Origin of the sequence: uncultured Streptococcus sp. (genome assembly GCF_963525625.1) — a bacterium.
GTDB lineage: Bacteria > Bacillota > Bacilli > Lactobacillales > Streptococcaceae > Streptococcus.
Genome location: NZ_CAURLD010000010.1, coordinates 25,191 through 47,874, shown reverse-complemented (window position 1 = coordinate 47,874; position 22,684 = coordinate 25,191). Strand labels below are relative to the sequence as shown.

Sequence of the window (22,684 nt, the reverse complement as noted above, 5' to 3'; positions counted from 1 at the left end):
AGTTACAGAGTCGAAAAATCATTTATGGCATAATTCTTGAGTTTTAGAATTCAAACTTAGTTTTGGATTTACAGTTATCATACACTGGCCGTTAAAAAATGACTTATAATTGAATTGTTGAAAAACACCAAATGGACATGGTAAGTAGTTCATTTGGTGTTTTTTTAAGTTTTAAGCATTTTGAATAATATCTTGAATAGATAGCTTGCAAAGTGATTTGAATTTTTTAGAAAAGACTTCAGGAGATTCTGGAATTGCTTGTGTAATCCATGACTTTATAATTGATAGAGTATAATTAACAAGTAATTCTTCGGTAAACTCTTTAGATAAACCCATTTTACTAGACAGTTGAATGTTTTGGCTGATCCAAGTCTTATATTGTTTCTTTAAAAAAAGTTCCCAATTAGGATCAGCTGCAGTTGAATAAAGATATTTTAGCCAGATTCTATTCTCATAAATTAATGGTATTATTTCAGAAGCAAGGTAGTTAATAAAAAGAGCATTATCGGATTCATTTGAACCTGGTACAAAATCTAGCATTTTTGACATTATTCGTTCGTCGATGTCATGATGAATAGCTTCAATTATTTCGTTAGGAGAGTTGAAATGATTTTTATAGATTGTTTGTCTCGCTATGCCTGCTTCTTCTGCAATCTCAGAAAAAGAAAAGTTAGATTTATCAGGATATTTTTCAGAAAGTCGAAAGAAAGCAGTGATAATATTTTCTCGCGTATCTTTGGTCATTGCCGTTATTCTCCTTGTCAGTCAATATGTAGCCTAGTACTTCTAATGTTATTAGTAAAAAATTATTTTAGTCTAAGTATAATTAATTAGATTCAATACTAACAAAAAAATTACAGTTTGTAAAAAATTTTCTAAATTGCTTTTGATTATTCTGTAAAAGCGAGATATTTTGGCTACATTTTGTAAATTTTTGGTACTGGAAGCAGTATAATGAAAATGTTATTATGTAATTTGTATTGTGTCTATGCTCTTTATCAAAATGGGAAATGTTTTCTAAAAGAGTATATGACTGGAAGAATCTTTAGGAATAGAAAGAGCTTTGAACAAATGAGACATAGTCATGAATAAATTAGAAAATATATCTGTAAAAAAACTGTTAGTTCAACTAATTATTCCCTCATTAGTTACAGCAATAGTAAGTGGGTCTTATAATTTAGTTGATGGCATATTCATTGGACAGACCTTAGGGCTTGAGGGAAATTCCGCTAATACATATACATTTATGATATACGCTTTGGTCTATGCTTTTTCAGCTCTAGCGAGTGAAGGAACAGCATCCTTGTTGACAATCTCACTTGGCAAAAAGGATTACAAAAATGCCCGATTAATTTTAGATTCCTCTATCCAAGTTTCTTTAATTTTATCAATTCTACAGTCGATACTTTTGTGGTTTTCCTTAGAAGGCTTATTGATTATTTTTGGGGCACCACAAGAACTGTATCATTATGTTAAGGAATTTTGCCTTACATTTCTTATTGGAGCGCCTATATATTTTGTCTCACACACTCTTTTGTACTGTTTGCGGGCTCAAGGTAAGATTAAAGAAGTTTTACATATCAATGCTATTTCATTTCTTGTGAATGCAGGGACTGGTGCAGTTCTAATTCTTGTACTTCATACTGGTTTTTTTGGATCAGCTTTATCTACAGTTCTGGCTAATCTTGCTGCACTTATCTTGACATTCAGAGAGTACAATGGAAAATCTAACGATTTAAAAATGGATTTGAAGAGCTTATTATTTATTGATAAAAAACTTATCAATAAAATTATTGCAATGGGGCTGCCATTCTTTCTCACAACTGTCATATCTGTGATATTACTGATATTATATAATAGGGTTGCTTTTGATTATGCTGGTACTTATGGTCTTGCTGCTTTATCTATAACTTCTTCAATCTATCGCTATATTATTTCTTTGATGAATGCTATTACAAATGGAGTTCAGCCTGTAATTAGTTTTAATTATGGTGCAAAAAATTATAGTAGAATAAAGCAATCACTTAGTCTTTCACTAATAATCAGCACAATTTTTTCTCTGTGCTTGTTCCTTGTAATTCAAATTTTTGCAGTGCAAATAGCTACACTTTTTAACTCAAGCGATCCGAAATTTATAAAGTTTTCTAGTACAGCCATAAGACTTGTTATGATTTCGTTACCTGTACAAGGAATCATCAATATCGGAACTAACTATTTTCAATATATTTCTTTCTCGCGGATATCTACTTTTTTAGTTATTCTGAGACAGATCATTTTTCAAATACCTTTAGCGTTATTTTTACCAATTTTGTTTGGAATAACTGGCCTATGGTCCTCTTATTTTATTTCAGATTTTTTGATACTTGTGATTATAATGTTTTGGCTAAAATTTATGATGACTAAATTAAGAAAAATTATGGAGGCATAAAATGACCTATATAGAGATGTGTAATTCTTTTAAACGATATAAATCAGGAGACAGCGAGATTGTCGCTAATAATAATATCAATTTCAAAATAGATAAAGGGGAGCTCGTTATTATTTTAGGAGCATCAGGAGCTGGTAAATCAACTGTTTTAAATATTTTAGGTGGCATGGATAGTAATGATGAAGGAAAGGTCATTATCGATGGAAATGATATTTCTGATTATAGTGCGAAAGAATTGACGAATTATCGAAGAAAGGATGTTGGCTTTGTTTTTCAGTTTTACAATCTAGTTCCTAATTTGACAGCTAAGGAAAATGTTGAACTTGCTTCAGAGATTGTTGAAGATTCTATGGATGCTGAAGAAGCTTTGAGGAGTGTGGGGTTAGAAAAAAGAATGAATAATTTTCCAGCTCAGTTATCAGGAGGAGAGCAACAAAGGGTTTCAATAGCTAGAGCAGTTGCAAAAAATCCTAAATTATTGTTATGTGATGAGCCAACAGGAGCATTAGATTACAAGACAGGTAAGCAAGTGCTAAAAATTTTACAGGATATGTCTCGATATAAGAATTCAACCGTGATCATTGTCACTCATAATTCTGCACTTACTCCTATTGCGGATAAAGTAATTTACATGCATGATGCAAAAATTAGTTCAGTAGAAATTAATGACAATCCTAAGGATATTGAATCAATAGAATATTAAGGAGTATGAAAAGTGAAAAAAACGACATTTTGGAAAGATATAAGGAAATCTTTTGCCTTATCCAAGGGACGATTCATTTCGATTATGTTGTTAATGTTTCTTGGTTCATTTGCATTAACCGGTTTAAAAGCTACACCGCCAGATATGGAAAGAACGGCTAGAGCATATTTGGATAAACAAAAAACGATGGATTTAGCAGTCATATCAAATGCTGGTTTAGATAAGAAAGATAAAGCTGAATTGGACAGTATAAAGGATGTAACTATTGAATACGGGTATATGGTTGATACTTCCATAAAAGATAGTAACAAGTCAATGAGAGTTTTTTCAGATAGTAAGGATATCTCTTTATATGACTTAGTTTCTGGGAAATTCCCTCAAAATAGTAAGGAAATTGCTTTATCATCGAATTTAAAAGATCGTTATAAAGTGGGAGACAAAATTGAATTTAAAGAGGAAAAAAATTCAATTTTAAAGGGGGATGAATATGAAATTGTCGGTTTTGTTAATTCTGCAGAAATCTGGTCAACAACTAACTTAGGGAACACAACAGCTGGTGATGGGACTTTATCGGCTTATGGAGTTGTCAGTTCAGATTCATTTTCAAGTGATGTATATACAATTGCACGATTAAAGTATGATGAAACTGATAGAGTAAATCCTTATTCAGACAAATATTCAGAAATCATTCAGAAAAAACAGGAACAACTAGATGACTTGCTTTCTGATAATGGAGAGCAGAGATTGGTTGATATAAAAAAGACACAGCAATCGTCAATAAATTCAAAAAAAGCTCAACTTGAAGAAGCAAAATCGAATTTAGCTAAAAAAAGAGAAGCAGTTGCGAATTTGCCAGAAACCCAGTTAAACGGGATTAATAAGGAATTTTCTGAGGCACAGGATAAAATTAATAAAGCTGAAGAAGATATAAAGAATGGTCAAAATAAAATTGATTCTTTAGAGGCACCTAGTTATAACACATATACGCGTACAACTTTTCCAGGGGGAGAAGGCTATAGAACTTATGAGTCAATAAAAAACAATATTGGTAATATAGGTAACCTTTTTCCTGTAGTTTTATACCTTGTTGCTGCACTAGTCACTTTTACTACGATGACTCGCTTCGTCAACGAAGAACGGATCAATTCAGGGATATTGAAGGCACTCGGTTATTCAGATTTTGATGTTTTGAAAAAGTTTATTTGTTATGGAACAGTAGCTGGTTTTACCGGAACACTATTAGGAATCGCTTTAGGTCAGTATGTTTTACCTAGCATCGTGACCCGAACTGTTTCAAATACGATGATTATAGGTGGTCCAAAGCTTTATTTCTATTGCTCCTTTTCACTCTTGTCATTGATTTTTACTCTAATAAGCGCTGTTATGCCTACTTTTCTGGTAGCTAGAAAAGAGTTGAATGAAAATACTGCTCAATTATTGTTGCCCAAGCCTCCAGTGAGTGGTTCAAAGATTCTTTTGGAGAGGATTGGCTTTATTTGGAATGGTTTGAATTTTACTCAAAAGGTAACAGCTAGAAATATTTTTAGATATAAGCAAAGAATGATGATGACGGTGCTGGGTGTTACTGGTTCTGTTGCCTTACTTTTTGCAGGATTAGGGATTCAGTCTTCTATTGGTAAGGTAGTAAATAATCAATTCAAAGAAATAACTCGTTTTGATATATTAGCTGTTAAAAAAAATAATATTAGTCAAGATGAGCAAAAAGAAATTGATAATCTTTTGAAGTCTGAGAGAGTGAATGAATTTAAAGAAATACATTATAAAAGTATTAGCGAGAAAATTTCAGGTCAGATTGATAAGAAGTCAATCTCTGTTATAAGTAGTGATGGAAAACTGGATTCTTTCATTACATTAAGAGATACTGAATCAGGTAAAGAGTTAAAACTTTCTAATAAGGGAGCTTTGATTTCCCAAAAGCTGGCTGATTATTATAATGTAAAAAAAGGAGAATATTTTAATTTTAAAGATAATAATGGGAAAAATTACAAAATAAAAGTGGCTGATATTGTTGAGATGAATGTTGGGCATTATATTTTTATGAGTAATGATTACTATCATAAAACTTTTGGTGAAATCGCAGAAAACAATGCATACTTGATTAACTTAAAAAATAAGTCTGCTTCAAACATTTCTAATAGTTCTAAAATTTTCTTGGATAAATCAGGAATATCCGCGCTATCTCAAAACTCTGCTTTAGTTAAAACTGTTAGAACAGCAGTAAATTCTTTGGGGACTTCAATGACGGTCTTGGTAGTTGTTTCTGTATTGTTAGCCATTGTAATATTATATAATTTAACGAATATAAATGTGGCTGAACGAATTAGAGAATTATCTACTATAAAAGTCCTCGGGTTCTTTGATAAGGAAGTAACGATGTATATCTATAGAGAGACAATGATACTTTCTGCCATAGGAATCTTATTGGGAATAGTAGGAGGTTATTACTTACATAATGCGATTATTACGATGATGAGCAAAGATACTGTATATCCCAAAGTGGTTGAGTTAACTGTATACTTGATACCAGTAGCGACCATAATCTTGATTTTATCTATTCTAGGTTTTGTGGTAAATTTCCGTTTAAAAAATGTAAACATGTTAGAAGCATTAAAATCTGTAGATTGATTATATTTTGCATTATATATTTTTTTGAGTATAATTTTATCCCTTTTTCTTTATGGAAGAAGGGATTTTTCGAGTCACTGCCAGATTTTGTGGTAGAATGGAATGTATAAAAACTTATAACCTCTTAAACCTTCATTATTGGAATTTTTTTAGAGAGTTAGCTAATCAATAAAGCTGTAGAAGTAAGTTTCGATTACTACCATCGTAGGAACAATCTTGCCATGGACTGGAGGTCAAGAAAGCTTTATATCTATAAGTGGAATGGAAGTTGCTCGGAAATGATATGAGTACATCATCAATGAAAGAGGTTTAATAATATAGCTTCTAAAACGAAGGGTAGTGTTCCGGCCTTTCTGATCTACTTTGTAAAAAGGAGGGCCATTTCCGTTTTGAATCAAGAAATCATAGATGCTGTTTTAGCATTAGTAGATAGCATTCCCTCTGGGCGCGTGGCGACCTATGGTCAGATTGCTCGTTTGATTGGGCGGCCTAAAAACGCTCGCTTGGTGGGAAAGATTCTCAGTCAGTCGGAACTTTATGGTGGCAAACATCCTTGCCACCGGGTAGTCAATGCAGCAGGGCGCCTCGCACCTGGCTGGGAGGACCAGAGACACTTGCTCTGGGCGGAGGGAGTGGACTTGAAGGCCAATGGCTGTGTAGATCTCAAGCGTTATCAGTGGGAGCTATGACTTCCTTCTTTCCTTATGAAAGAGGGAATTTTTGTTTCTATGCCCCTTTTTGTGGTAGAATGAAAGGTATGAAATCTTACAATTCTTTGAATGATTATTATCGAAAACTTTTTGGAGAAAAGACTTTTAAGGTGCCTATTGATGCGGGCTTTGACTGTCCCAATCGGGATGGAACCGTAGCGCATGGAGGATGTACGTTTTGTACCGTTTCGGGTTCTGGTGATGCCATTGTGGCGCCGGATGCGCCCATTCGCGAGCAGTTCTATAAGGAAATTGACTTTATGCACCGCAAGTGGTCGGATGTTCGCAAGTATCTGGTCTATTTCCAGAACTTCACCAATACTCATGAGAAGCTTGAAGTAATCCGTGAGCGCTATGAGCAAGCCATTAACGAGCCGGGTGTCGTTGGACTCAATATCGGGACTAGGCCGGATTGTTTGCCTGATGAGACCATAGCCTACTTGGCTGACTTATCCGAGCGTATGCATGTGACTGTGGAACTGGGGCTTCAGACTACCTATGAGGAGACTTCGGACCTCATCAATCGTGCCCATTCTTATGAGCTCTATGTGGAGACGGTCCAGCGAGTTCGTAAGCAAGCCCCCAAGGCGGAGATTGTCTCTCACTTGATCAATGGCCTACCGGGCGAAACCCATGAGATGATGCTGGAGAATGTCCGCCGTTGCGTGACGGATAATGACATTCAGGGAATCAAGCTCCACCTGCTTCACTTGATGACTAATACCCGTATGCAGAGGGATTATCATGAGGGGCGGCTGCAGCTGCTCAGTCAGGAGGAATATGTCTCCATCGTCTGCGACCAGCTTGAGATTATCCCCGAGCATATTGTCATCCACCGTATCACGGGCGATGCTCCGCGAGACATGTTGATTGGTCCCATGTGGAGCCTCAATAAATGGGAAGTTCTCAATGCCATCGAGGCAGAAATGCGTCGTCGTGGCAGCAAGCAAGGCTGTAAAGCAAAGGAGCAGAGATTCGTATGTTAAGACCCTTACAGATGGCCCATGACTTTTTGGCTGAAGTCGTGACCAAGGAAGATACTGTTGTGGATGCTACGATGGGCAATGGACATGACACCCTCTTTCTGGCTCAATTGGCCAAGCAGGTCTATGCTTTTGACATTCAGGAGCAGGCTGTGGAAAAGACCCGCAAGCGCTTGGCAGAAGCTGGCTTGGACAATGCTCAGCTAATCATGGCTGGGCATGAGACTCTGGACCAATACACAGACTATTTCAAGGCTGCTATTTTTAATCTGGGCTATCTGCCTTCGGCGGACAAGTCAGTCATTACCCGACCTGATACAACGCTGGAAGCTCTGGGAAAGGTCTGTCGAGGCTTGGAAAAAGGGGGCCGTGCAGCTATCATGATTTACTATGGGCATGATGGTGGAGAGGTTGAAAAAAATGCGGTACTTGACTATGTTAGTCAGTTGCCCCAGCAGGACTTCACCGTCGCCCTCTACAAGACCATCAATCAGATTAACAACCCGCCTTTCTTGGTCATGATTGAGAAATTGAGAGAAGTGCTTAGTTAAACGCCTCAGGAAGCGTTTGGTCAAGTGACTTTTTAATTTATTGACGCTTTTATTTGGAAAATGAGCAAAAAAACAGTAAACCTTTGTGATTTACTGTTTTAAAAATTTTTCTATTCAATTAGACAAATTCTTATTCCCAACGTCCAAATTGACTCACTGTAGGTTATTCTCGCTTACATACTACATCTGAAATGCTGTTATCCAAAAACATATTGCAGCTATAAGTGAAATCGGAGTCATAACATATTTTTCTTTCTTACTTTTTGAAATCATGTTCATAATCGTATTCAAGGATAGGTAAGCGGCAAAGAAGAAACAAATATATTTAGTAACCTTAAAAGACAGCCACAAGGGAATGAAACCTCCGGCTTGCAAAATAATGATCATGGCAAATATTTGGATAGCCACCGAAATGACTGCCGCAATTCTAAATTTCTTAGGTAAGATTTTATGTTGTCCACCCATTGTATATTCGCCCAAAGGCAGACCGCAAGCAACAAGAACTGTCATAATTGCTATAACTCCAAATAATACTGCACCTAATATTGAAAACATAAATCGCTATTCTCCCTTCGTAAAGTACAAAAAATTTTCATTACAAATTCAACTTTGTTTCACTTAATGTTCCTATAAAATTATAAGGAATTCTTATCAAGTGTTCAAGTTTTATAGGTTTTTCTCAAGCTGGTCTGTTGATTTCCCTTTTCCTTTGTTCTTCCACCAATCGCTCAGGTCGACTAAGGATTGAGCGGCGGAAGGGATGAGAAGGAGGACATAGATATAGACATACTGGCTCTTGGTTTCCCAGAAGAAGTGGAAGAGGCCGCCCCCCAAGAGAAAGATGAAGGGATAGAGGTCAAAAGGCGTCAGCTTTTCCTCGGCGACGAAAAATTTATGCAGGATAAAGAAACAGGAGAGCAGATAGATGCTGGCTAGCAGGGTCAAGAGCAGGAAATTAACAATCTGATAACCTTTTCTTTCCTCATAAATGCTGCGCAGGACAGCTGGCTTCATGTATTGCTGGCGTTCAATCTGCGGCCCAGTCCAAATAGACTGAAAAGTTGGCTCAGTCCAGGTAGACTTGACCTTTTCGTAGAAGAATTTGAGCGCATAAGCAGGATGTTTGCTGAAGTGAATCAAAATGTCCTTCAAATCCCGAGTGGCCATTTCTGTAGCCAAATTTTCATCATATTTGTTGCGCTTGAGAATCTTGGTATTGTAGGCATCGTACCAGCCTCCTAAGGTCTGCCGATTGGGATCATCCCGCAGGCCCATAGTGATGTAGGCGATTTTTGGGGTACCGACACCAATCTTGCCCCCAATCAGCTGCTCATAGTAGGCCGTCAGACCCTTGTTTGAAAGGACGATACCGGCTAAAATCAGGATGATGGTTAAGGGTTTCTTCCAAGACCATTTATAAAAAATGGACAGGAAGTAGACGCCAATCAGCATAATGGCAAAGATAATGTAGTTGTTGCGCAGGAGGCAGGCTAGACTGATACTGGCCGCTCCCAGCAAGGCATAGAGCAGGTTTCCTTTTTGGTCCAGCTTGATAAAAGCATAGAGACTGAGCAGACAGAAGAAGAGTCCAGGAATGGTGCCGTAGACAAAGAGGATGAAAAATAGCTGTGGTAGAAAGAGAAAAGTCAGCAGAATCGTGTATTTCTGAATCATTTCTCTGGCATTGAGCAGGGCAGTAATCTTGTAAATCAAGAAATGACTGAGTAAAGTCCAGACGACATTCATGCTAAAGGCAAACTGAGTCGTTGGAGAAATAAAAGCATAAAGTCGCTCCAGAGTCATCAGTCCTAGCTGATGGGGATTACGATACATGTAGCTTCCGACGGTTGTCAGCGAGCTGTAATCTCCTCGGTTAAAGGCCAACGCTGCATTGAAAACATGCTTGGCGTCAGCTCGGATGCGGCCATCGTAGGCCGTTATCAGAAAAATCGCTGCTGCTATAAAGAGGAAGGACAGAAACCAAAAAAGATGCTTGGTCTGAACCTTTTCCAATAGGGGCCGGATTAAAAAGAGGCTGAGGAGAAAGAGCAGGAGGATAGGGTAGAAATACCAAGGATTACTGACGAATTGGACTCCTTCAGCAATCCTCAAAGGGATGTAAGTATGGGATAGCAGAATCTGTCCAGACAGGAAGAGCAAGGCAATCGCAGTCATGGTCAGAATCAGGAAGTAGCCCAAATTGAAGATGGTATTAGAAAATTGCTTCATGAGGATCTGACCTCCACCTTGACGAAATAGCGGTCTTCTCCCAGCTCAATCAGCTCGACTGGCTGAGGATAGAAGCGATCCATGACCTCTTTTTGAAGTATGTTTTCTTTAGGACCTTGGGCTATGATTTCACCTTCTTTTAGGAGCAGGACATGATCCATAGCAGCAGTGATTTCCTCTACATGGTGGGTGACATAGAGGATGGTTGGAGCCTGATTCATCTGTGTAATCTTACCAATCTGATCCAGCAGACGCTCGCGGGCAAAGAGATCCAGACCGCTGGTCGCTTCGTCTAAGATAAGCAATTCTGGCTTTTCCATAAGACTGCGCGCAATCAGCAAGAGCTGCTTTTCCCCTTGAGATAGACTGATGTAGCTCCGGCCAATCAAATCTTGTCCGCCAATGGAAGCCAGCATTTCCCTAGCTTGATCCAGCTCTGCCTGTCCATAAGGAGCATAGAGAATACTGCTTTTATACTTGCCTGTCAGGACGATTTCTTCGGCACTGAGATGGCTGGGTAGTCGTTCAGCAATGAAGGAGCCGACTACTCCAATCTTAGTTCGCAGCTGGGGAATGTCGCCGGCACCAAATTCAGTACCGAGAACTGTTACCTTGCCCTGGGTCTTCCAATGTTCAGCCATGAGCAGGCGCAGGAGAGTAGACTTTCCAGAACCGTTGAGACCGAGAATAGCCCAATGCTCCCCCTTTTTCACCTGCCAGTTGAGATCTTTTAAGATGGTTCGGCCTTGTTTAGCCAAGCTTACATTTTCCAGTTTGATAATCTTTTCCATTTTTACTCTTTCTTTCGTTAAATCTCCTTTATTATAACAAAATTTATGGTAAAATAACTGATAGGAGGAGTCAAATGTTTCATAAAAGTAAGCTGATGTTTTGGACCAGCGAGGTCCTTTTGCTAACGATTATCTTCTTTATCTGGCGCCAGATGGGGGATATGATAACCCCGATTGTTAGCGTTGTGAATACAATCTTGATTCCCTTTCTTGTGGGAGGATTCCTTTACTATATCACCAATCCGCTGGTGAAATTTCTCCAGGAGAAGCTCAAAATCAACCGAATGATTGGGATTCTGATTACGCTCAGCCTTCTGTTTGGCTTGATTGCTTTGGGCGTTATTTACCTCTTGCCGATTTTGATTAATCAGCTAAGCAGCCTGATTAATTCAACGCAAGGCCTTTATTGGGAAATTCAAAGTTTTGTCAATCAATTATCTAAAAATCCGCTCTTTCGAAATCTGAATATCCAATCCACCATCCAGCAGCTCAACCTGTCTTATGTGGACATTCTGCAAAATATCCTTAACAGTGTGACCAATAGTCTGGGAAGTGTTCTGTCAGCAGTTGTCAATACGCTGATGATTTTGATTATGACGCCGATTTTCTTGGTTTACTTCCTCATGGACGGCCATAAGCTTTTGCCCATGCTGGAGCGGACAGTCCTCAAGCGGGATAAGCTCAATATCTCTAGTTTACTGACCAATCTCAATGCTACTGTTGCCCGCTATATCAGCGGAATTTCAATCGATGCCCTGATTATCGGTGCTCTGGCCTATATTGGCTATAGTGTCATTGGACTCAAGTACGCTTTGGTCTTTGCTATTTTCTCTAGTCTGGCTAATCTGATTCCCTATGTGGGACCGAGTATCGGCTTGATTCCCATGGTCATTACGTATGCCTTTACGGATCCTCAGAAGATGGTGGCGGCCTTGATTTACATGCTGATTATCCAGCAGGTTGATGGAAATATCCTCTATCCCCGTATCGTTGGTGGTGTGATGAAGGTCCATCCTATTACCATCATGGTGCTCTTGCTCTTATCCAGCAATATCTATGGTGTGCTGGGGATGATTGTGGCAATCCCGACCTATTCTATCCTCAAAGAAATCGCTAAGTTCTTGGCTAACCTCTATGATAATCACAAGGAAGCCCAGCAGCAGAAGAAAAACGAAGAGTTTGGTATTATTAATAAATAAGGATGAGTTTGGAATTCGATTGAATCCAGAGTCTCGAGACTAGAAAATAAGACGGAAGAATGGCCTTCCGTCTTATTTTCATTTCCTGTGCACTAAATTTAAAAATATGATATAATCAGATTTACCTATACTTTTCGAGGAGAAAGAATCAATGGAAGACCCTGGCAGTCAGAATATGTTATGGCAAGCCTTACTACTGTTTATATTGACTTTGTTAAATGCCTTTTTCTCAGCTGCTGAGATGGCAATGGTATCGCTCAATCGGGCGCGTGTGGAGCAAAAGGCTGAAGAGGGCGACCTCAAGTATATCCGGCTCTTAGCAGTCTTAGAAAGCCCCAATAACTTCTTATCAACTATTCAGGTTGGGATTACGGTTATCAATATCCTGTCTGGGGCCAGCTTTGCGGATAATCTGGGAAAACTTTTCTCTTCTTGGATGGGAAATTCCGAAACTGCACGTGCTATCGGAACTTTCTTGGCCCTGATCCTATTGACCTATATTTCCATTGTTTTGGGGGAGCTTTATCCTAAGCGCATTGCCATGAACCTGAAAGACAATCTAGCTGTACGGGCTGCACCAGTCATTATCTTTCTTGGCAAGATTGTCAGCCCCTTCGTCTGGTTGCTGTCAGCATCAACCAACCTGCTGAGCCGGATAACGCCGATGAAGTTTGATGATGCAGACGAAAAGATGACCCGGGACGAGATTGAGTATATGCTGACTAAGAGCGAAGAGACCTTGGATGCGGACGAAATTGAGATGCTGCAGGGGATTTTCTCTCTGGATGAGCTGATGGCGCGTGAACTGATGGTGCCGCGGACGGATGCCTTTATGGTGGACATTCAGGACGATACCAAAGAAATTATTGAAAGCATTCTCAAACAGAGCTTCTCGCGAATTCCCGTCTATGATGGGGATAAGGACAATGTCATCGGTCTGATTCATACCAAGCGACTGCTCAATGAAGGATTCATCAATGGTTTTGACAATATCGTTCTGCGTAAAATCCTGCAGGAACCGCTCTTTGTACCGGAAACCATGTTTGTCGATGATTTGCTCAAGGAGCTGCGCAACACGCAAAATCAAATGGCGATTCTCTTGGATGAGTATGGAGGTATGGCTGGTCTGGTCACACTGGAAGACCTCTTGGAGGAGATTGTCGGTGAGATCGACGATGAGACTGACAAGGCTGAAATCGAAGTCCATGAAATCGGTGAGAATACCTACATCGTCTTAGGAACCATGACCCTCAATGACTTTAATGAATACTTTGAAGTTGAGATTGAAAGCGACGATGTAGATACGATAGCTGGTTATTACTTGACTTGTGTAGGGACTATTCCAGATCCGAAAGAACGCATTAGCTACGAAGTCGAAAGTCAGAATAAGAAACTCATTTTGACCAATGACAAGGTTAAAAATGGCCGTGTCACGAAGGTGAAAGTTGAAATTTCAGAACAAGTGGAAATCGATGAGGAAGCTAATAAATAGTTGACTCTTTGTAAATCAAACAGGCTTTCTTATAAAGAAGGTCTGTTTTTGATTATCCCAATAAGGAGGTTTGTGTCATTGAGGTAGAGATGATTCAATAGTAAAATTGCGGAAAAGGCTCTAGTTTTATGGTAAACTATATATAGAAAGACATGGTATTTTGTATGATGAAACGCGTGAAATCTATTCTTTTATCACTGATTTGCCTTTTTGTGCTTGTGATAGGAGGTAAATTTTATATGGATCGAATGAAAGTGGATAATCTATATCGGCATGGTTTTCAGCTCTATGAAGAACAAATCGCAACCTACCTAAAAGAGCATTATAGTGGTATCAGTAAAATCGAATTTTCTCCAATTTTTAAAAGTGGAGGAAGTGGAGAAGGTTTTGTCTATGCTCGTATAGTCCCAGTTGTTTATGATACATATGGTAATAAAGTATATTTGCGCAATGATGGTGTTTTAAAGATGGGTGTGGCAGATTATGAAATGACAGCCGGAATTGATTTAGATTTTAATGTCAATGACGGTTCGGAAATAATATATTTGCGTAATAATCAGAAAGAGTCTATTAGTGTAGAAAGTTACCAGAATCTACCAGATGAATTAAAATTGAATAAGGATGAAATTACTGATGAAAAGATGGAGGCTTTTTCTCGTGCAGGGTATTTAAAAGGAGTAGAAAAAAATAGCCAAGGCAGTCCCCAAGCTAAGATTGTCTATAATTTGGAAATTAGACGCATACAGGGAAGGGAGTTTTATGAATGGAAGTAACGCACGAATTTGGTAAGTTTGGATAGAAAGAAGAGGAAAATTATATGTCAAAACGAATAAAGTCAATTCTTTTATCTTTGCTTTGCATTTTCGTACTTGTAATAGGAGGTAAGTTTTATATGGATCGAATGAAAGTGGACAATCTCTACCGGCACGGTTTTCAGCTTTATGAGGAACAAATCGCGACTTATCTAAAGGAGCATTATAGCGGTATCAGTAAAATCGAATTTTCTCCGATTTTTAAAAGTGGGGGAGGAGGAGAAAGTTTTGTAAACGCTCGAATAGTCCCAGTTGTTTATGATAGTTATGGAAATAAAGTCTATCTACGAAATGATGGAGTGCTAGATATGGCAGTGCCAGATTATGGAACCCTTGCTGGTCTTGACTTAAGCTTTAATGTCAATGACGGGTCAGAGATTATCTATCTGCGAAATAATGAACGCGAGTCTGTAAGCTCAGAAATATATCAACACCTTCCAGAACAGTTAAAATTACAAAAAGAGGAATTTACGGATGAAGTGATGGCTGCTTTTTCCCGTGAGGGTCATCTAAAGGCAGTTGAAAAAAATAGTCAAGGCAGTCCCAAGGCTGAGATTGTCTATAATTTAGAAATCAGACGAGTAGATGTACGGGAGATAGGCAAATGGAAGTAACCCACCAATTTAGTAAGTTGGACTAGAAAGAAAAGGAGGTTTGTATGACTATACGAGTAAAATATATTCTTTTATCTTTGCTTTGCATTTTCGTACTTGTAATAGGAGGTAAGTTTTATATGGATAGAATGAAAATAGACAATCTTTACCGGCATGGTTTTCAGCTTTATGAGGAACAAATCGCGACTTATCTAAAGGAACATTACAGCGGTATCAGTAAAATAGAGTTTTCCCCTATTTTTATTACAGGAGGAAATGGGGAAAGTTTTTTACAAGGCCGTGTAGTTCCAGTGGTTTATGATAGTTATGGAAATAAAGTCTATCTCAGAAATGATGGTTTTGTTGAGAAGGTTCTTGTGGATTATAAGATGGTATTTGGGACTGATTTGGATTTTAATGTTAATGATGGCTCGGAAATTATTAATCTAAGAGATGATAAAAGAAGACACAATAGTGTTATTTGGGGGCAACCTCTACCTGAAAATTTGAAATGGGTAGACCACGAGACAACAGATGAATCGATGGAAGCTTTTTCTCATGAGGGATATCTTAAAGATGTAGAAAAGAATGACCAAGGTAGTCCCAAAGTTGAGATTAGTTATAATTTAGAAATTCAACGAATTGATGAAAGGGACTTGGATAAATGGAAGTAACCGATTAATTTAGTAAGTTGAGATAGAATGAGGAGAGTTTTAAATGTCTAAACGAACAAAATCTATTCTTTTTTCTTTTATAGTTTTTGTTGTTCTTGTGATAGGCGGCAAGTTTTATATGGATCGAATGAAAGTAGACAATCTCTATCGTCACGGCTTTCAACTTTATGAGGAACAAATCGCAACCTACCTAAAAGAGCATTACAGCGGTATCAATAAAATCGAATTTTCTCCGATTTTTATTAGTGGAGGAAAGGGAGAAAGCTTCGTTCATTCTCGGGTTATACCTGTGATTTATGATAATTATGGCAATAAAGCCTATCTCCAAAATGGCAGACCCCTAGATATTGGAGTACCTCGTTATGGAACATTTTCCGGTCTAGAATTAGATTTTGCGTACGGTGGCTCCGAGTTTATTCATTTGTTAAATGATGAGAAAGAATATATACAAGCTGATCAGTATCAGCACCTGCCTCCAGAATTAAAGTTAAAGAAGGATGATATCATGGATGAAGTTATGACGGCCTATGTGAATGAAGGACTTCTAAAAGGAGTTGAAAAAAATAGTCAAGGCAGTCCCAAGGCTGAGATTATCTATAATTTGGAAATTAGGCGAGTGCAGGGAAGAGAGGCTTTCGAATGGCAGTAACACACTAATTTATTTAGGAAAAGATACATACGAAGAATTTTCCATATGATTAATTGAGTTCTTTTCATTCGTTCTTCTTTTTTGTGGTAAAATTAATATATAAAGAAAAGGAGGTTTGTATGTCTAAACGAACAAAATCTATTCTTTTATCTTTGCTTTGTTTTTTTGTACTAGTAATAGGAGGTAAATTTTATATGGATCGAATGAAAGTGGATAATCTCTACCGGCATGGTTTTCAGCTCTATGAAGAACAAATCGCAACCTACCTAAAAGAGCATTACAGCGGTATCAGCAAAATCGAATTTTCTCCTATTTTTAAAAGTGGAGGAAGAGGGGAAGGGTTTGTCCACGCTCGTATAATTCCAGTAGTTTATGATACTTATGGTAATAAAGTCTATCTTAGAAATGATGGAACTATTGATACTTTAGTTCCTAATTATGTTTTGACTTCTGGAATTGAGTTGGATTTTAATGTCAATGATGGTTCAGAAATTATATATTTATATAATGAAAAAAATGAATCTATTGAAGTAGGACAATATCAACATCTCCCAGAACACCTAAAATTGAAGACGTATAAGAGTACTGATGCTATAATTACTGCTTATTCACAAAAAGGATCGCTAAAAGGAGTAGAAAAAAATAGCCAAGGTAGTCCCAAGGCTGAGATTATCTATAATTTAGAAATCAGACGAGTAGATGTACGGGAGGTAGGTAAATGGGAGTAACCCACCAGGATATTCAGCGTATACAATCTGATACAAAATTTTACGCAACAAATCCATCAGAAAAGATAATTGAAAACAAAGCTACAGGCCAAAATTTTCAAATCATTGACCGAATGGAGGGGGTGACTCAGGCTATTGCAGTAGCTCCCTTGGATGCTAATGGGGAGCCCATTGTTTCCCAGACTATTGTGACAGTCGCAGGAACCCAGCCAGTTTTTGCCAACCCTATCAGTTCAGACCATTGGGCATCAACCAGCAATGCATTTGGGGGTGCTTATGGGGATGGAATGACAGCTCAGTATGAGGATATTGAAGCTTTTTATCAGCGTGTCCAGAAGATTACAGAAGTAGGTGACAAGAAGCTAAACCAGCCGGTCAGAATTTATGCCATGAGTGGCTTTAGTCAATCGGCAACTCCAGTTGTCAAGATAGCAGCGGAACATAACGTCCCTATGGTCGTCAATTATACAGACTGGGGTGCTCAGGCTGCTCTTGATAAGGGGAATTTTACTGCCAGTGATTTAGCATATATCAATCGACATGTTACGACCTATGATGCTAATACGAAAGATACGACCATAATGGATAGTAGCGGTGGACGGATTCCTTATGCTAATATTATTTCCCGTGAAGGAACGCAAGGACTGCATTCCCCTGCAGAAGATCACAACCCTGCAGCATTCTATATTGTTGGCAATAGACTTGATACAGAAAAGTATGCTAAGAGGGGTGAGTTTGTATCAGGGATGACTCCAGATCAGGTACGTGCAGCTGCTAAAATCAAAGCTGAGCGAACCCCTATCTGGGACAAACACGATGAAGCTTACTTCATTCGAGAATACTATGAAAAGTTTCCGCCCAAGATTGGTAATATGCTGGATTTAGACTGGTATGCAAAAAAAGGTGAATTCTTTGTTGGTATGACGGAGAAGCAGGTGCGTAAAGCAGCTAAAATTAAAGCCGAACAGTCACCTTTCTGGGACAAACACGATGAAGAATACTATGTTAAAGAGTATAAAAAGATATACGGTGAGTTTATATCTGAGGCTAGATATAAGCGCTTATTGGCTATTAATCGTGCGATTGAGACAATTTCTTCGGCTCAGTCTGGTTTTTCAAGCGTTAGTGGGAGCCAGCTGGTTTATCTGCGAAAAGATCTTGTGACTGCAGTTGCGGATTTAGCTGAACAGCAAGGAGCAGAGTTTGAAGAGCTAATCAAGCAAAAATTGAGTGAATATAAGCAAAATATTGAAAACATGGTGACATCACTCCGATTGATAGCTTATGGTAGCAGAATCTATTTATCGGATGATGAGTTGGAATCGATCTTGTCCCAATTTACATTGGAGACTTGTTGGGATAGTGGGGTTGAAGAAGCAACGCTAAGTGAGGCGGCTTCTTACAAACAAAAATTGGATATTTTTGGTTCTAATATACGCCAAGCAGCTGATAGACTCGAAGAAGTGGATCGTCAAGGAAGTATACAGTTTAGTAGCAAGTAGGAGGAACTATGGTAAATCTCAGAAGAATAGAATTAACAGCGAATAATAATCTTGTTGAACTAATGAAGGCTCAAGAACGGGAGATGATCGATGCTCTGATTCAATCGGAGAAATCTAAGGTTACAGCGCAGTCTAGTCTTTTAGCTGCTTGGTTGGCTGAGCAAAAGCTACAGATGTCTGATTTTGCTACTGCTACTCTCAATAACAGTCTAAAGGGTGGATTTTCTGGGAATGCTGCGACAGCTGCGACAAATTATCTAACAAATATCCCACAACCAAATCTGCAAAACCCTATTAAATGAGGTCTGCTATGGAACAGATATTCAGACTAGAAGAGAAATATAAGCAAGAATTAAAGAAAATAGAGCAAGTTGAAGAAGTACTGGATTCTATGAGATTAGATGCTCGGAGAAAGACGGATTTATTGAGTGAACAATTGCTTTACTATTCTAGAAATCATTCAACTGATGAGATATATCGGGCAGTTAGTAAGATGAATGACAATATGGAACAATTTGATTTGTCTTTCAGAAAATTTTTTGATGCACTTAGTGAAGAGAGGGAAGAAATAACCGCTAAATATCGGAAAGACTTAGAACGATTGGAGGATGAATATTATAAAAGAAGGAAATCTGAGAATTCTCAAGTATAGACTTTAAAAATGTCATATATCAATGCAGTATGAAAAAGTGATATTTAATGTCAGCCTTTTAAGTTTCTTTCAAGTTTTTTATAAGTCTGTCTTAAGTTTCTGGGGTTATACTAATAGCATCAAAATAGAAATGAGGACAGTCCAATGACATCTAAAGTTACCCTATATGATAAGCAAATATTGACATTCTCTCAGGCGCAAAAGTAGGAAAGGAAGTAATACGAATCAGTAACGTTTAAAAAGCAGCAGAAGCCCTTAACTAATTTTTTCATATAAATCTCCTAAAACAAGTATAAAGAAATTTTGAGGCTCTTTGTCGCTCCAAAACAAGGCAGCCTTAGACTACTCATAAAAGAAACCACCTCTGCCAGCTGGAAGGCAGGGGTGGTTTTGTAGTATGGAAAGAAGAAGGCTACTCTTTCTGACGCTTAGCAAAATCTACAAAGCGAAATTTGTCGAGCTTGTGGCGGCTCTCGGTATATTGAAACTGGCGGCCGTCTGCCAGATAGACCTGAGACTTGACTGAGACGACCTGCTGGTCCTTGCCTAGGTCCATGAGTATCTTGTCTCGGTCATTGGCGTGGTCAATGGTAAATTCCTTCTTGGCATAGGCGATGTTGAGCTTTAAGTCATTTTCCAAATAGGCGTAAATGGATTGCTCACCGATTTCCCTTGTCAAGTCAGGGACGATGCCCTTGTCTAAATAGTCAATATCTAAGACAGAGGCGATTTGGTCTACAACGCGCTGACGGACGATTCGCCAAACCAGTCGGTAGGGAGGGAAGCCAGTGATGTCGGACAATTTCTGGTCCACGGTAATTTTTTCCAAGCTGACAACATTGGTTTTGGACTGCATATTATTCTGCTTGACTACTTCTTGATAGCTGGTCAGCTTAGATACAGGAAAGTCAAACTGTTCATGCTTGATGACTTTGGAGCCCTGTCCGCGGACTTTTTCAATCAATCCTTCTTCCTGCAGCAGCGCCAGAGCCTTGCGGACTGTATCGCGGCTAACCTGATAGTCTTCCGTCAGCTGATGCTCGCTTGGCAAGAAGTCTCCGACTGCATAACGTTCCTCTAAAATATCTTTCTCAATCTGTTTGAACAATTGTTTGTATTTCTTCATCATAAACTCCACTTGTTTTCTTTTTTACATACAACCTAGAAAATTTTATCAAAAATGAGAGTTTTTTTCAACGAACAACTTGCATACATCTTTGAAATCGATTACAATAATTTGTAGGAGTGTGTTGAAAAACCGACTCGTAAAAAAATATAAGGAGAGTGCTGGATTCTCATTCAGCCAGTAGTCAAATGGGAAAATTTGAGAAGGAAGCTAAAGATCTGCTAGATGCAATCGGCGGCAAAGAGAATGTCACAGCAGTTAGCCACTGCGCAACGCGGATGCGCTTTGTACTTGGAGATGATAAAAAGGCCAATGTCAAGGCTATTGAGGCAATTCCAGTGGTCAAGGGAACTTTCACAAATGCTGGGCAATTCCAAGTCATCATTGGAAATGATGTGCCAATCTTTTACAATGACTTCACAGCTGTTTCAGGTATTGAGGGAGTATCAAAAGAAGCAGCCAAGTCTGCTGCTAAGAGCAAGCAAAATCCCCTTCAGCGGGTTATGGCCACTCTGGCAGAAATTTTTACCCCGATCATTCCAGCTTTGATTGTCGGAGGGTTGATACTGGGATTCCGTAATGTCCTTGAAGGCGTGCATTGGTCTATGTTGGATGGGAAAACAATCACAGAGGTATCCAAATTCTGGTCTGGCATCAACCATTTCTTGTGGCTTCCGGGAGAAGCGATTTTCCAATTCCTGCCAGTTGGAATCACTTGGTCTGTTTCTCGTAAAATGGGAACTAGCCAAATTCTTGGTATTGTCTTGGGGATCTGTTTGGTGTCACCACAATTACTCAATGCTTATTCAGTAGCATCGACACCAGCAGCTGAAATCGCTAAGGACTGGGTTTGGGATTTCGGTTTCTTCACTGTCAATCGTGTTGGTTACCAAGCTCAGGTTATTCCGGCCCTTTTAGCAGGTTTATCTCTATCTTATCTGGAAATCTTTTGGCGTAAACATATTCCAGAAGTAGTGTCTATGATTTTTGTGCCATTCTTATCATTGATTCCTGCTCTGATTCTGGCTCATACTGTCTTGGGTCCTATCGGTTGGACAATCGGTCAGGGGCTTTCAACAGTTGTACTTGCAGGTTTAACTGGTCCAGTTAAATGGCTCTTTGGCGCAGTATTTGGTGCCCTTTATGCTCCATTTGTTATCACAGGTCTTCACCATATGACCAATGCCATTGATACTCAGTTGGTAGCTGATGCCGGTGGTACTGGTCTTTGGCCAATGATTGCTCTGTCTAATATTGCTCAAGGTTCAGCTGTATTTGCTTATTACCTTATGAAACGCCATGATGAGCGGGAAGCGCAAATTTCCCTGCCTGCAACCATTTCAGCTTACCTTGGTGTTACTGAGCCTGCTCTCTTCGGGGTCAATGTCAAGTACGTTTATCCATTTGTTGCGGGAATGATTGGTTCGTCTATTGCGGGTCTGCTTTCTGTAACCTTTAATATAACAGCAAATGCCATTGGTATTGGTGGTTTACCAGGTATCCTTTCTATCCAAGCAAAATATATGATTCCATTTGCAGGAGTTATGCTTGTAGCAATTCTTGTACCAATGTTCCTGACTTTCTTTTTCCACAAGACAGGCTTCTTGACGAAGACAGAGGAAGATCCAGAATTGCAGGCAGAGTTTGCAGCTCAGGAAGAGGCTGAATTTGCCGAGCCATCCAAAGCTGAGTCATCTCCAGAGGTGCAAGCAGCTGATTCATCAGCTCCCGTAACTATTACTAGTCCGCTGGCAGGAGAAGTCAAAGAATTGAGTCAGGCAACAGATCCTGTCTTTGCACAAGGTTTGATGGGGCGTGGAGTTGTCATTGTTCCTAGCCAAGGTGAGTTGGTTTCACCAGTCAATGGTACTGTAACAGTCTTCTTCCCAACCAAGCATGCAATCGGCATCTTGTCAGATGAAGGGGTTGAAATCCTGATGCATATCGGAATGGACACGGTCAATCTGGAAGGCAAAGGCTTTGAAGGTTATGTGTCTCAGGGAGATAAGGTCAAGGTTGGCGACAAGCTCATTTCCTTTGATATAGACATGATCAAGAAAGCGGGCTATGTAACGGAAACACCAGTCATCATTACAAACTCAGACAGTTATCAGGTGGAGGAGCTTGAACAACTTCCTTGGGCAGTTGAGCGAGGCAGTCAGTTGATGAACGTTAAGCCACTTTAAAGAAAAATGAAATGACTATAGAAAGGGACG

22 protein-coding genes are annotated in these 22,684 nt (G+C 39.0%); 17 read left to right on the top strand and 5 right to left on the bottom strand.

The annotated features are described in order from the left end of the window. Positions 1-171: 171 nt before the first annotated feature. A complete protein-coding gene (locus RYK49_RS07025; RefSeq protein ID WP_002923562.1) occupies positions 172-744 on the bottom strand; it encodes a TetR/AcrR family transcriptional regulator in 573 nt (190 codons plus the stop codon). A gap of 340 nt (positions 745-1,084) precedes the next feature. Here RYK49_RS07025 and RYK49_RS07020 point away from each other — a divergent pair, with 340 nt between their 5' ends. From RYK49_RS07020 to RYK49_RS06995, 6 genes are all read left to right on the top strand, one after another. After that, positions 1,085-2,428: an MATE family efflux transporter gene (locus RYK49_RS07020; RefSeq protein ID WP_048772982.1), complete on the top strand. Its 1,344-nt coding sequence runs from the start codon at positions 1,085-1,087 to the stop codon at positions 2,426-2,428. Position 2,429: 1 nt separating this feature from the next. Continuing rightward, on the top strand, positions 2,430-3,131 hold the full coding sequence (locus tag RYK49_RS07015; RefSeq protein WP_002905129.1) for an ABC transporter ATP-binding protein: 702 nt from the start codon (positions 2,430-2,432) through the stop codon (positions 3,129-3,131). A 12-nt stretch (positions 3,132-3,143) separates the two neighbouring features. After that, positions 3,144-5,777, top strand: coding sequence for an FtsX-like permease family protein (locus RYK49_RS07010; RefSeq protein ID WP_314830873.1), 2,634 nt, complete (start codon positions 3,144-3,146; stop codon positions 5,775-5,777). 389 nt (positions 5,778-6,166) lie between these two features. Next, a complete protein-coding gene (locus RYK49_RS07005) occupies positions 6,167-6,466 on the top strand; it encodes an MGMT family protein (RefSeq protein WP_314830874.1) in 300 nt (99 codons plus the stop codon). Between the two features lie 59 nt (positions 6,467-6,525). Continuing rightward, the gene (locus RYK49_RS07000; RefSeq protein WP_314830875.1) at positions 6,526-7,473 is read left to right on the top strand and encodes a TIGR01212 family radical SAM protein; all 948 of its coding nucleotides are present in this window, start codon (positions 6,526-6,528) and stop codon (positions 7,471-7,473) included. Further along, positions 7,467-8,021, top strand: a complete 555-nt coding sequence (locus tag RYK49_RS06995) for a class I SAM-dependent methyltransferase (protein ID WP_314865344.1) — start codon at positions 7,467-7,469, stop codon at positions 8,019-8,021. The genes RYK49_RS07000 and RYK49_RS06995 overlap by 7 nt, the downstream gene beginning before the upstream one ends. Positions 8,022-8,201: 180 nt before the next feature. On the opposite strand, the gene RYK49_RS06990 is transcribed toward RYK49_RS06995, so the two are convergent. The 3 genes from RYK49_RS06990 to RYK49_RS06980 form a co-directional block, all read right to left on the bottom strand. Next, positions 8,202-8,576: a hypothetical protein gene (locus tag RYK49_RS06990; RefSeq protein WP_314865342.1), complete on the bottom strand. Its 375-nt coding sequence runs from the start codon at positions 8,574-8,576 to the stop codon at positions 8,202-8,204. 111 nt (positions 8,577-8,687) lie between these two features. Next, positions 8,688-10,250: a beta-carotene 15,15'-monooxygenase gene (locus RYK49_RS06985; protein ID WP_314831153.1), complete on the bottom strand. Its 1,563-nt coding sequence runs from the start codon at positions 10,248-10,250 to the stop codon at positions 8,688-8,690. Further along, entirely contained in the window at positions 10,247-11,041 is a 795-nt protein-coding gene (locus RYK49_RS06980; RefSeq protein ID WP_311154549.1) for an ABC transporter ATP-binding protein, read from the bottom strand. The genes RYK49_RS06985 and RYK49_RS06980 overlap by 4 nt, the downstream gene beginning before the upstream one ends. Positions 11,042-11,115: 74 nt before the next feature. On the opposite strand from RYK49_RS06980, the gene RYK49_RS06975 reads away from it, so the two are divergent. The 10 genes from RYK49_RS06975 to RYK49_RS06930 all read left to right on the top strand — a co-directional run bounded on the left by RYK49_RS06975 (position 11,116) and on the right by RYK49_RS06930 (position 19,342). Next, positions 11,116-12,240 (top strand): AI-2E family transporter, encoded by a 1,125-nt coding sequence (locus RYK49_RS06975; RefSeq protein ID WP_002897049.1) that lies wholly within the window; start codon positions 11,116-11,118, stop codon positions 12,238-12,240. Positions 12,241-12,391: 151 nt separating this feature from the next. Further along, positions 12,392-13,732, top strand: a complete 1,341-nt coding sequence (locus RYK49_RS06970) for a hemolysin family protein (RefSeq protein WP_314865340.1) — start codon at positions 12,392-12,394, stop codon at positions 13,730-13,732. Positions 13,733-13,896: 164 nt separating this feature from the next. Continuing rightward, positions 13,897-14,505 carry a hypothetical protein gene (locus tag RYK49_RS06965; RefSeq protein WP_314865339.1) on the top strand — a complete coding sequence of 203 codons (609 nt, stop codon included), beginning with the start codon at positions 13,897-13,899 and terminating at the stop codon, positions 14,503-14,505. A 44-nt stretch (positions 14,506-14,549) separates the two neighbouring features. Next, the gene (locus tag RYK49_RS06960; protein WP_314578536.1) at positions 14,550-15,158 is read left to right on the top strand and encodes a hypothetical protein; all 609 of its coding nucleotides are present in this window, start codon (positions 14,550-14,552) and stop codon (positions 15,156-15,158) included. A gap of 44 nt (positions 15,159-15,202) precedes the next feature. After that, positions 15,203-15,811: a hypothetical protein gene (locus RYK49_RS06955; protein WP_314578539.1), complete on the top strand. Its 609-nt coding sequence runs from the start codon at positions 15,203-15,205 to the stop codon at positions 15,809-15,811. 43 nt (positions 15,812-15,854) lie between these two features. Then, on the top strand, positions 15,855-16,460 hold the full coding sequence (locus tag RYK49_RS06950) for a hypothetical protein (RefSeq protein WP_314578541.1): 606 nt from the start codon (positions 15,855-15,857) through the stop codon (positions 16,458-16,460). 119 nt (positions 16,461-16,579) lie between these two features. After that, entirely contained in the window at positions 16,580-17,188 is a 609-nt protein-coding gene (locus RYK49_RS06945) for a hypothetical protein (RefSeq protein ID WP_314578543.1), read from the top strand. Next, the gene (locus tag RYK49_RS06940; RefSeq protein ID WP_314578548.1) at positions 17,179-18,690 is read left to right on the top strand and encodes a hypothetical protein; all 1,512 of its coding nucleotides are present in this window, start codon (positions 17,179-17,181) and stop codon (positions 18,688-18,690) included. The genes RYK49_RS06945 and RYK49_RS06940 overlap by 10 nt, the downstream gene beginning before the upstream one ends. Before the next feature lie 8 nt (positions 18,691-18,698). Then, positions 18,699-18,992, top strand: a complete 294-nt coding sequence (locus RYK49_RS06935; protein ID WP_002914579.1) for a hypothetical protein — start codon at positions 18,699-18,701, stop codon at positions 18,990-18,992. Between the two features lie 8 nt (positions 18,993-19,000). Beyond that, positions 19,001-19,342 (top strand): hypothetical protein, encoded by a 342-nt coding sequence (locus RYK49_RS06930; protein WP_314831155.1) that lies wholly within the window; start codon positions 19,001-19,003, stop codon positions 19,340-19,342. A gap of 412 nt (positions 19,343-19,754) precedes the next feature. Here RYK49_RS06930 and treR read toward each other — a convergent pair whose 3' ends face one another. Beyond that, positions 19,755-20,468 carry a trehalose operon repressor gene (gene treR / locus RYK49_RS06925; protein ID WP_314831156.1) on the bottom strand — a complete coding sequence of 238 codons (714 nt, stop codon included), beginning with the start codon at positions 20,466-20,468 and terminating at the stop codon, positions 19,755-19,757. A 188-nt stretch (positions 20,469-20,656) separates the two neighbouring features. Between treR and treP the strand changes: the two genes are divergently transcribed. Continuing rightward, positions 20,657-22,654, top strand: coding sequence for a PTS system trehalose-specific EIIBC component (treP, locus tag RYK49_RS06920; protein WP_314831157.1), 1,998 nt, complete (start codon positions 20,657-20,659; stop codon positions 22,652-22,654). Positions 22,655-22,684: the final 30 nt, after the last annotated feature.

What these genes read in the sequence shown, in the direction of transcription:
- RYK49_RS07025 (WP_002923562.1), bottom strand. Translation starts at nt 744, where the DNA reads ATGACCAAAGATACGCGAGAAAATATTATCACTGCTTTCTTTCGACTT.
- RYK49_RS07020 (WP_048772982.1), top strand. Translation starts at nt 1,085, where the DNA reads ATGAATAAATTAGAAAATATATCTGTAAAAAAACTGTTAGTTCAACTA.
- RYK49_RS07015 (WP_002905129.1), top strand. Translation starts at nt 2,430, where the DNA reads ATGACCTATATAGAGATGTGTAATTCTTTTAAACGATATAAATCAGGA.
- RYK49_RS07000 (WP_314830875.1), top strand. Translation starts at nt 6,526, where the DNA reads ATGAAAGGTATGAAATCTTACAATTCTTTGAATGATTATTATCGAAAA.
- RYK49_RS06995 (WP_314865344.1), top strand. Translation starts at nt 7,467, where the DNA reads ATGTTAAGACCCTTACAGATGGCCCATGACTTTTTGGCTGAAGTCGTG.
- RYK49_RS06990 (WP_314865342.1), bottom strand. Translation starts at nt 8,576, where the DNA reads ATGTTTTCAATATTAGGTGCAGTATTATTTGGAGTTATAGCAATTATG.
- RYK49_RS06985 (WP_314831153.1), bottom strand. Translation starts at nt 10,250, where the DNA reads ATGAAGCAATTTTCTAATACCATCTTCAATTTGGGCTACTTCCTGATT.
- RYK49_RS06980 (WP_311154549.1), bottom strand. Translation starts at nt 11,041, where the DNA reads ATGGAAAAGATTATCAAACTGGAAAATGTAAGCTTGGCTAAACAAGGC.
- RYK49_RS06975 (WP_002897049.1), top strand. Translation starts at nt 11,116, where the DNA reads ATGTTTCATAAAAGTAAGCTGATGTTTTGGACCAGCGAGGTCCTTTTG.
- RYK49_RS06970 (WP_314865340.1), top strand. Translation starts at nt 12,392, where the DNA reads ATGGAAGACCCTGGCAGTCAGAATATGTTATGGCAAGCCTTACTACTG.
- RYK49_RS06965 (WP_314865339.1), top strand. Translation starts at nt 13,897, where the DNA reads ATGATGAAACGCGTGAAATCTATTCTTTTATCACTGATTTGCCTTTTT.
- RYK49_RS06960 (WP_314578536.1), top strand. Translation starts at nt 14,550, where the DNA reads ATGTCAAAACGAATAAAGTCAATTCTTTTATCTTTGCTTTGCATTTTC.
- RYK49_RS06955 (WP_314578539.1), top strand. Translation starts at nt 15,203, where the DNA reads ATGACTATACGAGTAAAATATATTCTTTTATCTTTGCTTTGCATTTTC.
- RYK49_RS06950 (WP_314578541.1), top strand. Translation starts at nt 15,855, where the DNA reads ATGTCTAAACGAACAAAATCTATTCTTTTTTCTTTTATAGTTTTTGTT.
- RYK49_RS06945 (WP_314578543.1), top strand. Translation starts at nt 16,580, where the DNA reads ATGTCTAAACGAACAAAATCTATTCTTTTATCTTTGCTTTGTTTTTTT.
- RYK49_RS06940 (WP_314578548.1), top strand. Translation starts at nt 17,179, where the DNA reads ATGGGAGTAACCCACCAGGATATTCAGCGTATACAATCTGATACAAAA.
- RYK49_RS06935 (WP_002914579.1), top strand. Translation starts at nt 18,699, where the DNA reads ATGGTAAATCTCAGAAGAATAGAATTAACAGCGAATAATAATCTTGTT.
- RYK49_RS06930 (WP_314831155.1), top strand. Translation starts at nt 19,001, where the DNA reads ATGGAACAGATATTCAGACTAGAAGAGAAATATAAGCAAGAATTAAAG.
- treR (WP_314831156.1), bottom strand. Translation starts at nt 20,468, where the DNA reads ATGAAGAAATACAAACAATTGTTCAAACAGATTGAGAAAGATATTTTA.
- treP (WP_314831157.1), top strand. Translation starts at nt 20,657, where the DNA reads ATGGGAAAATTTGAGAAGGAAGCTAAAGATCTGCTAGATGCAATCGGC.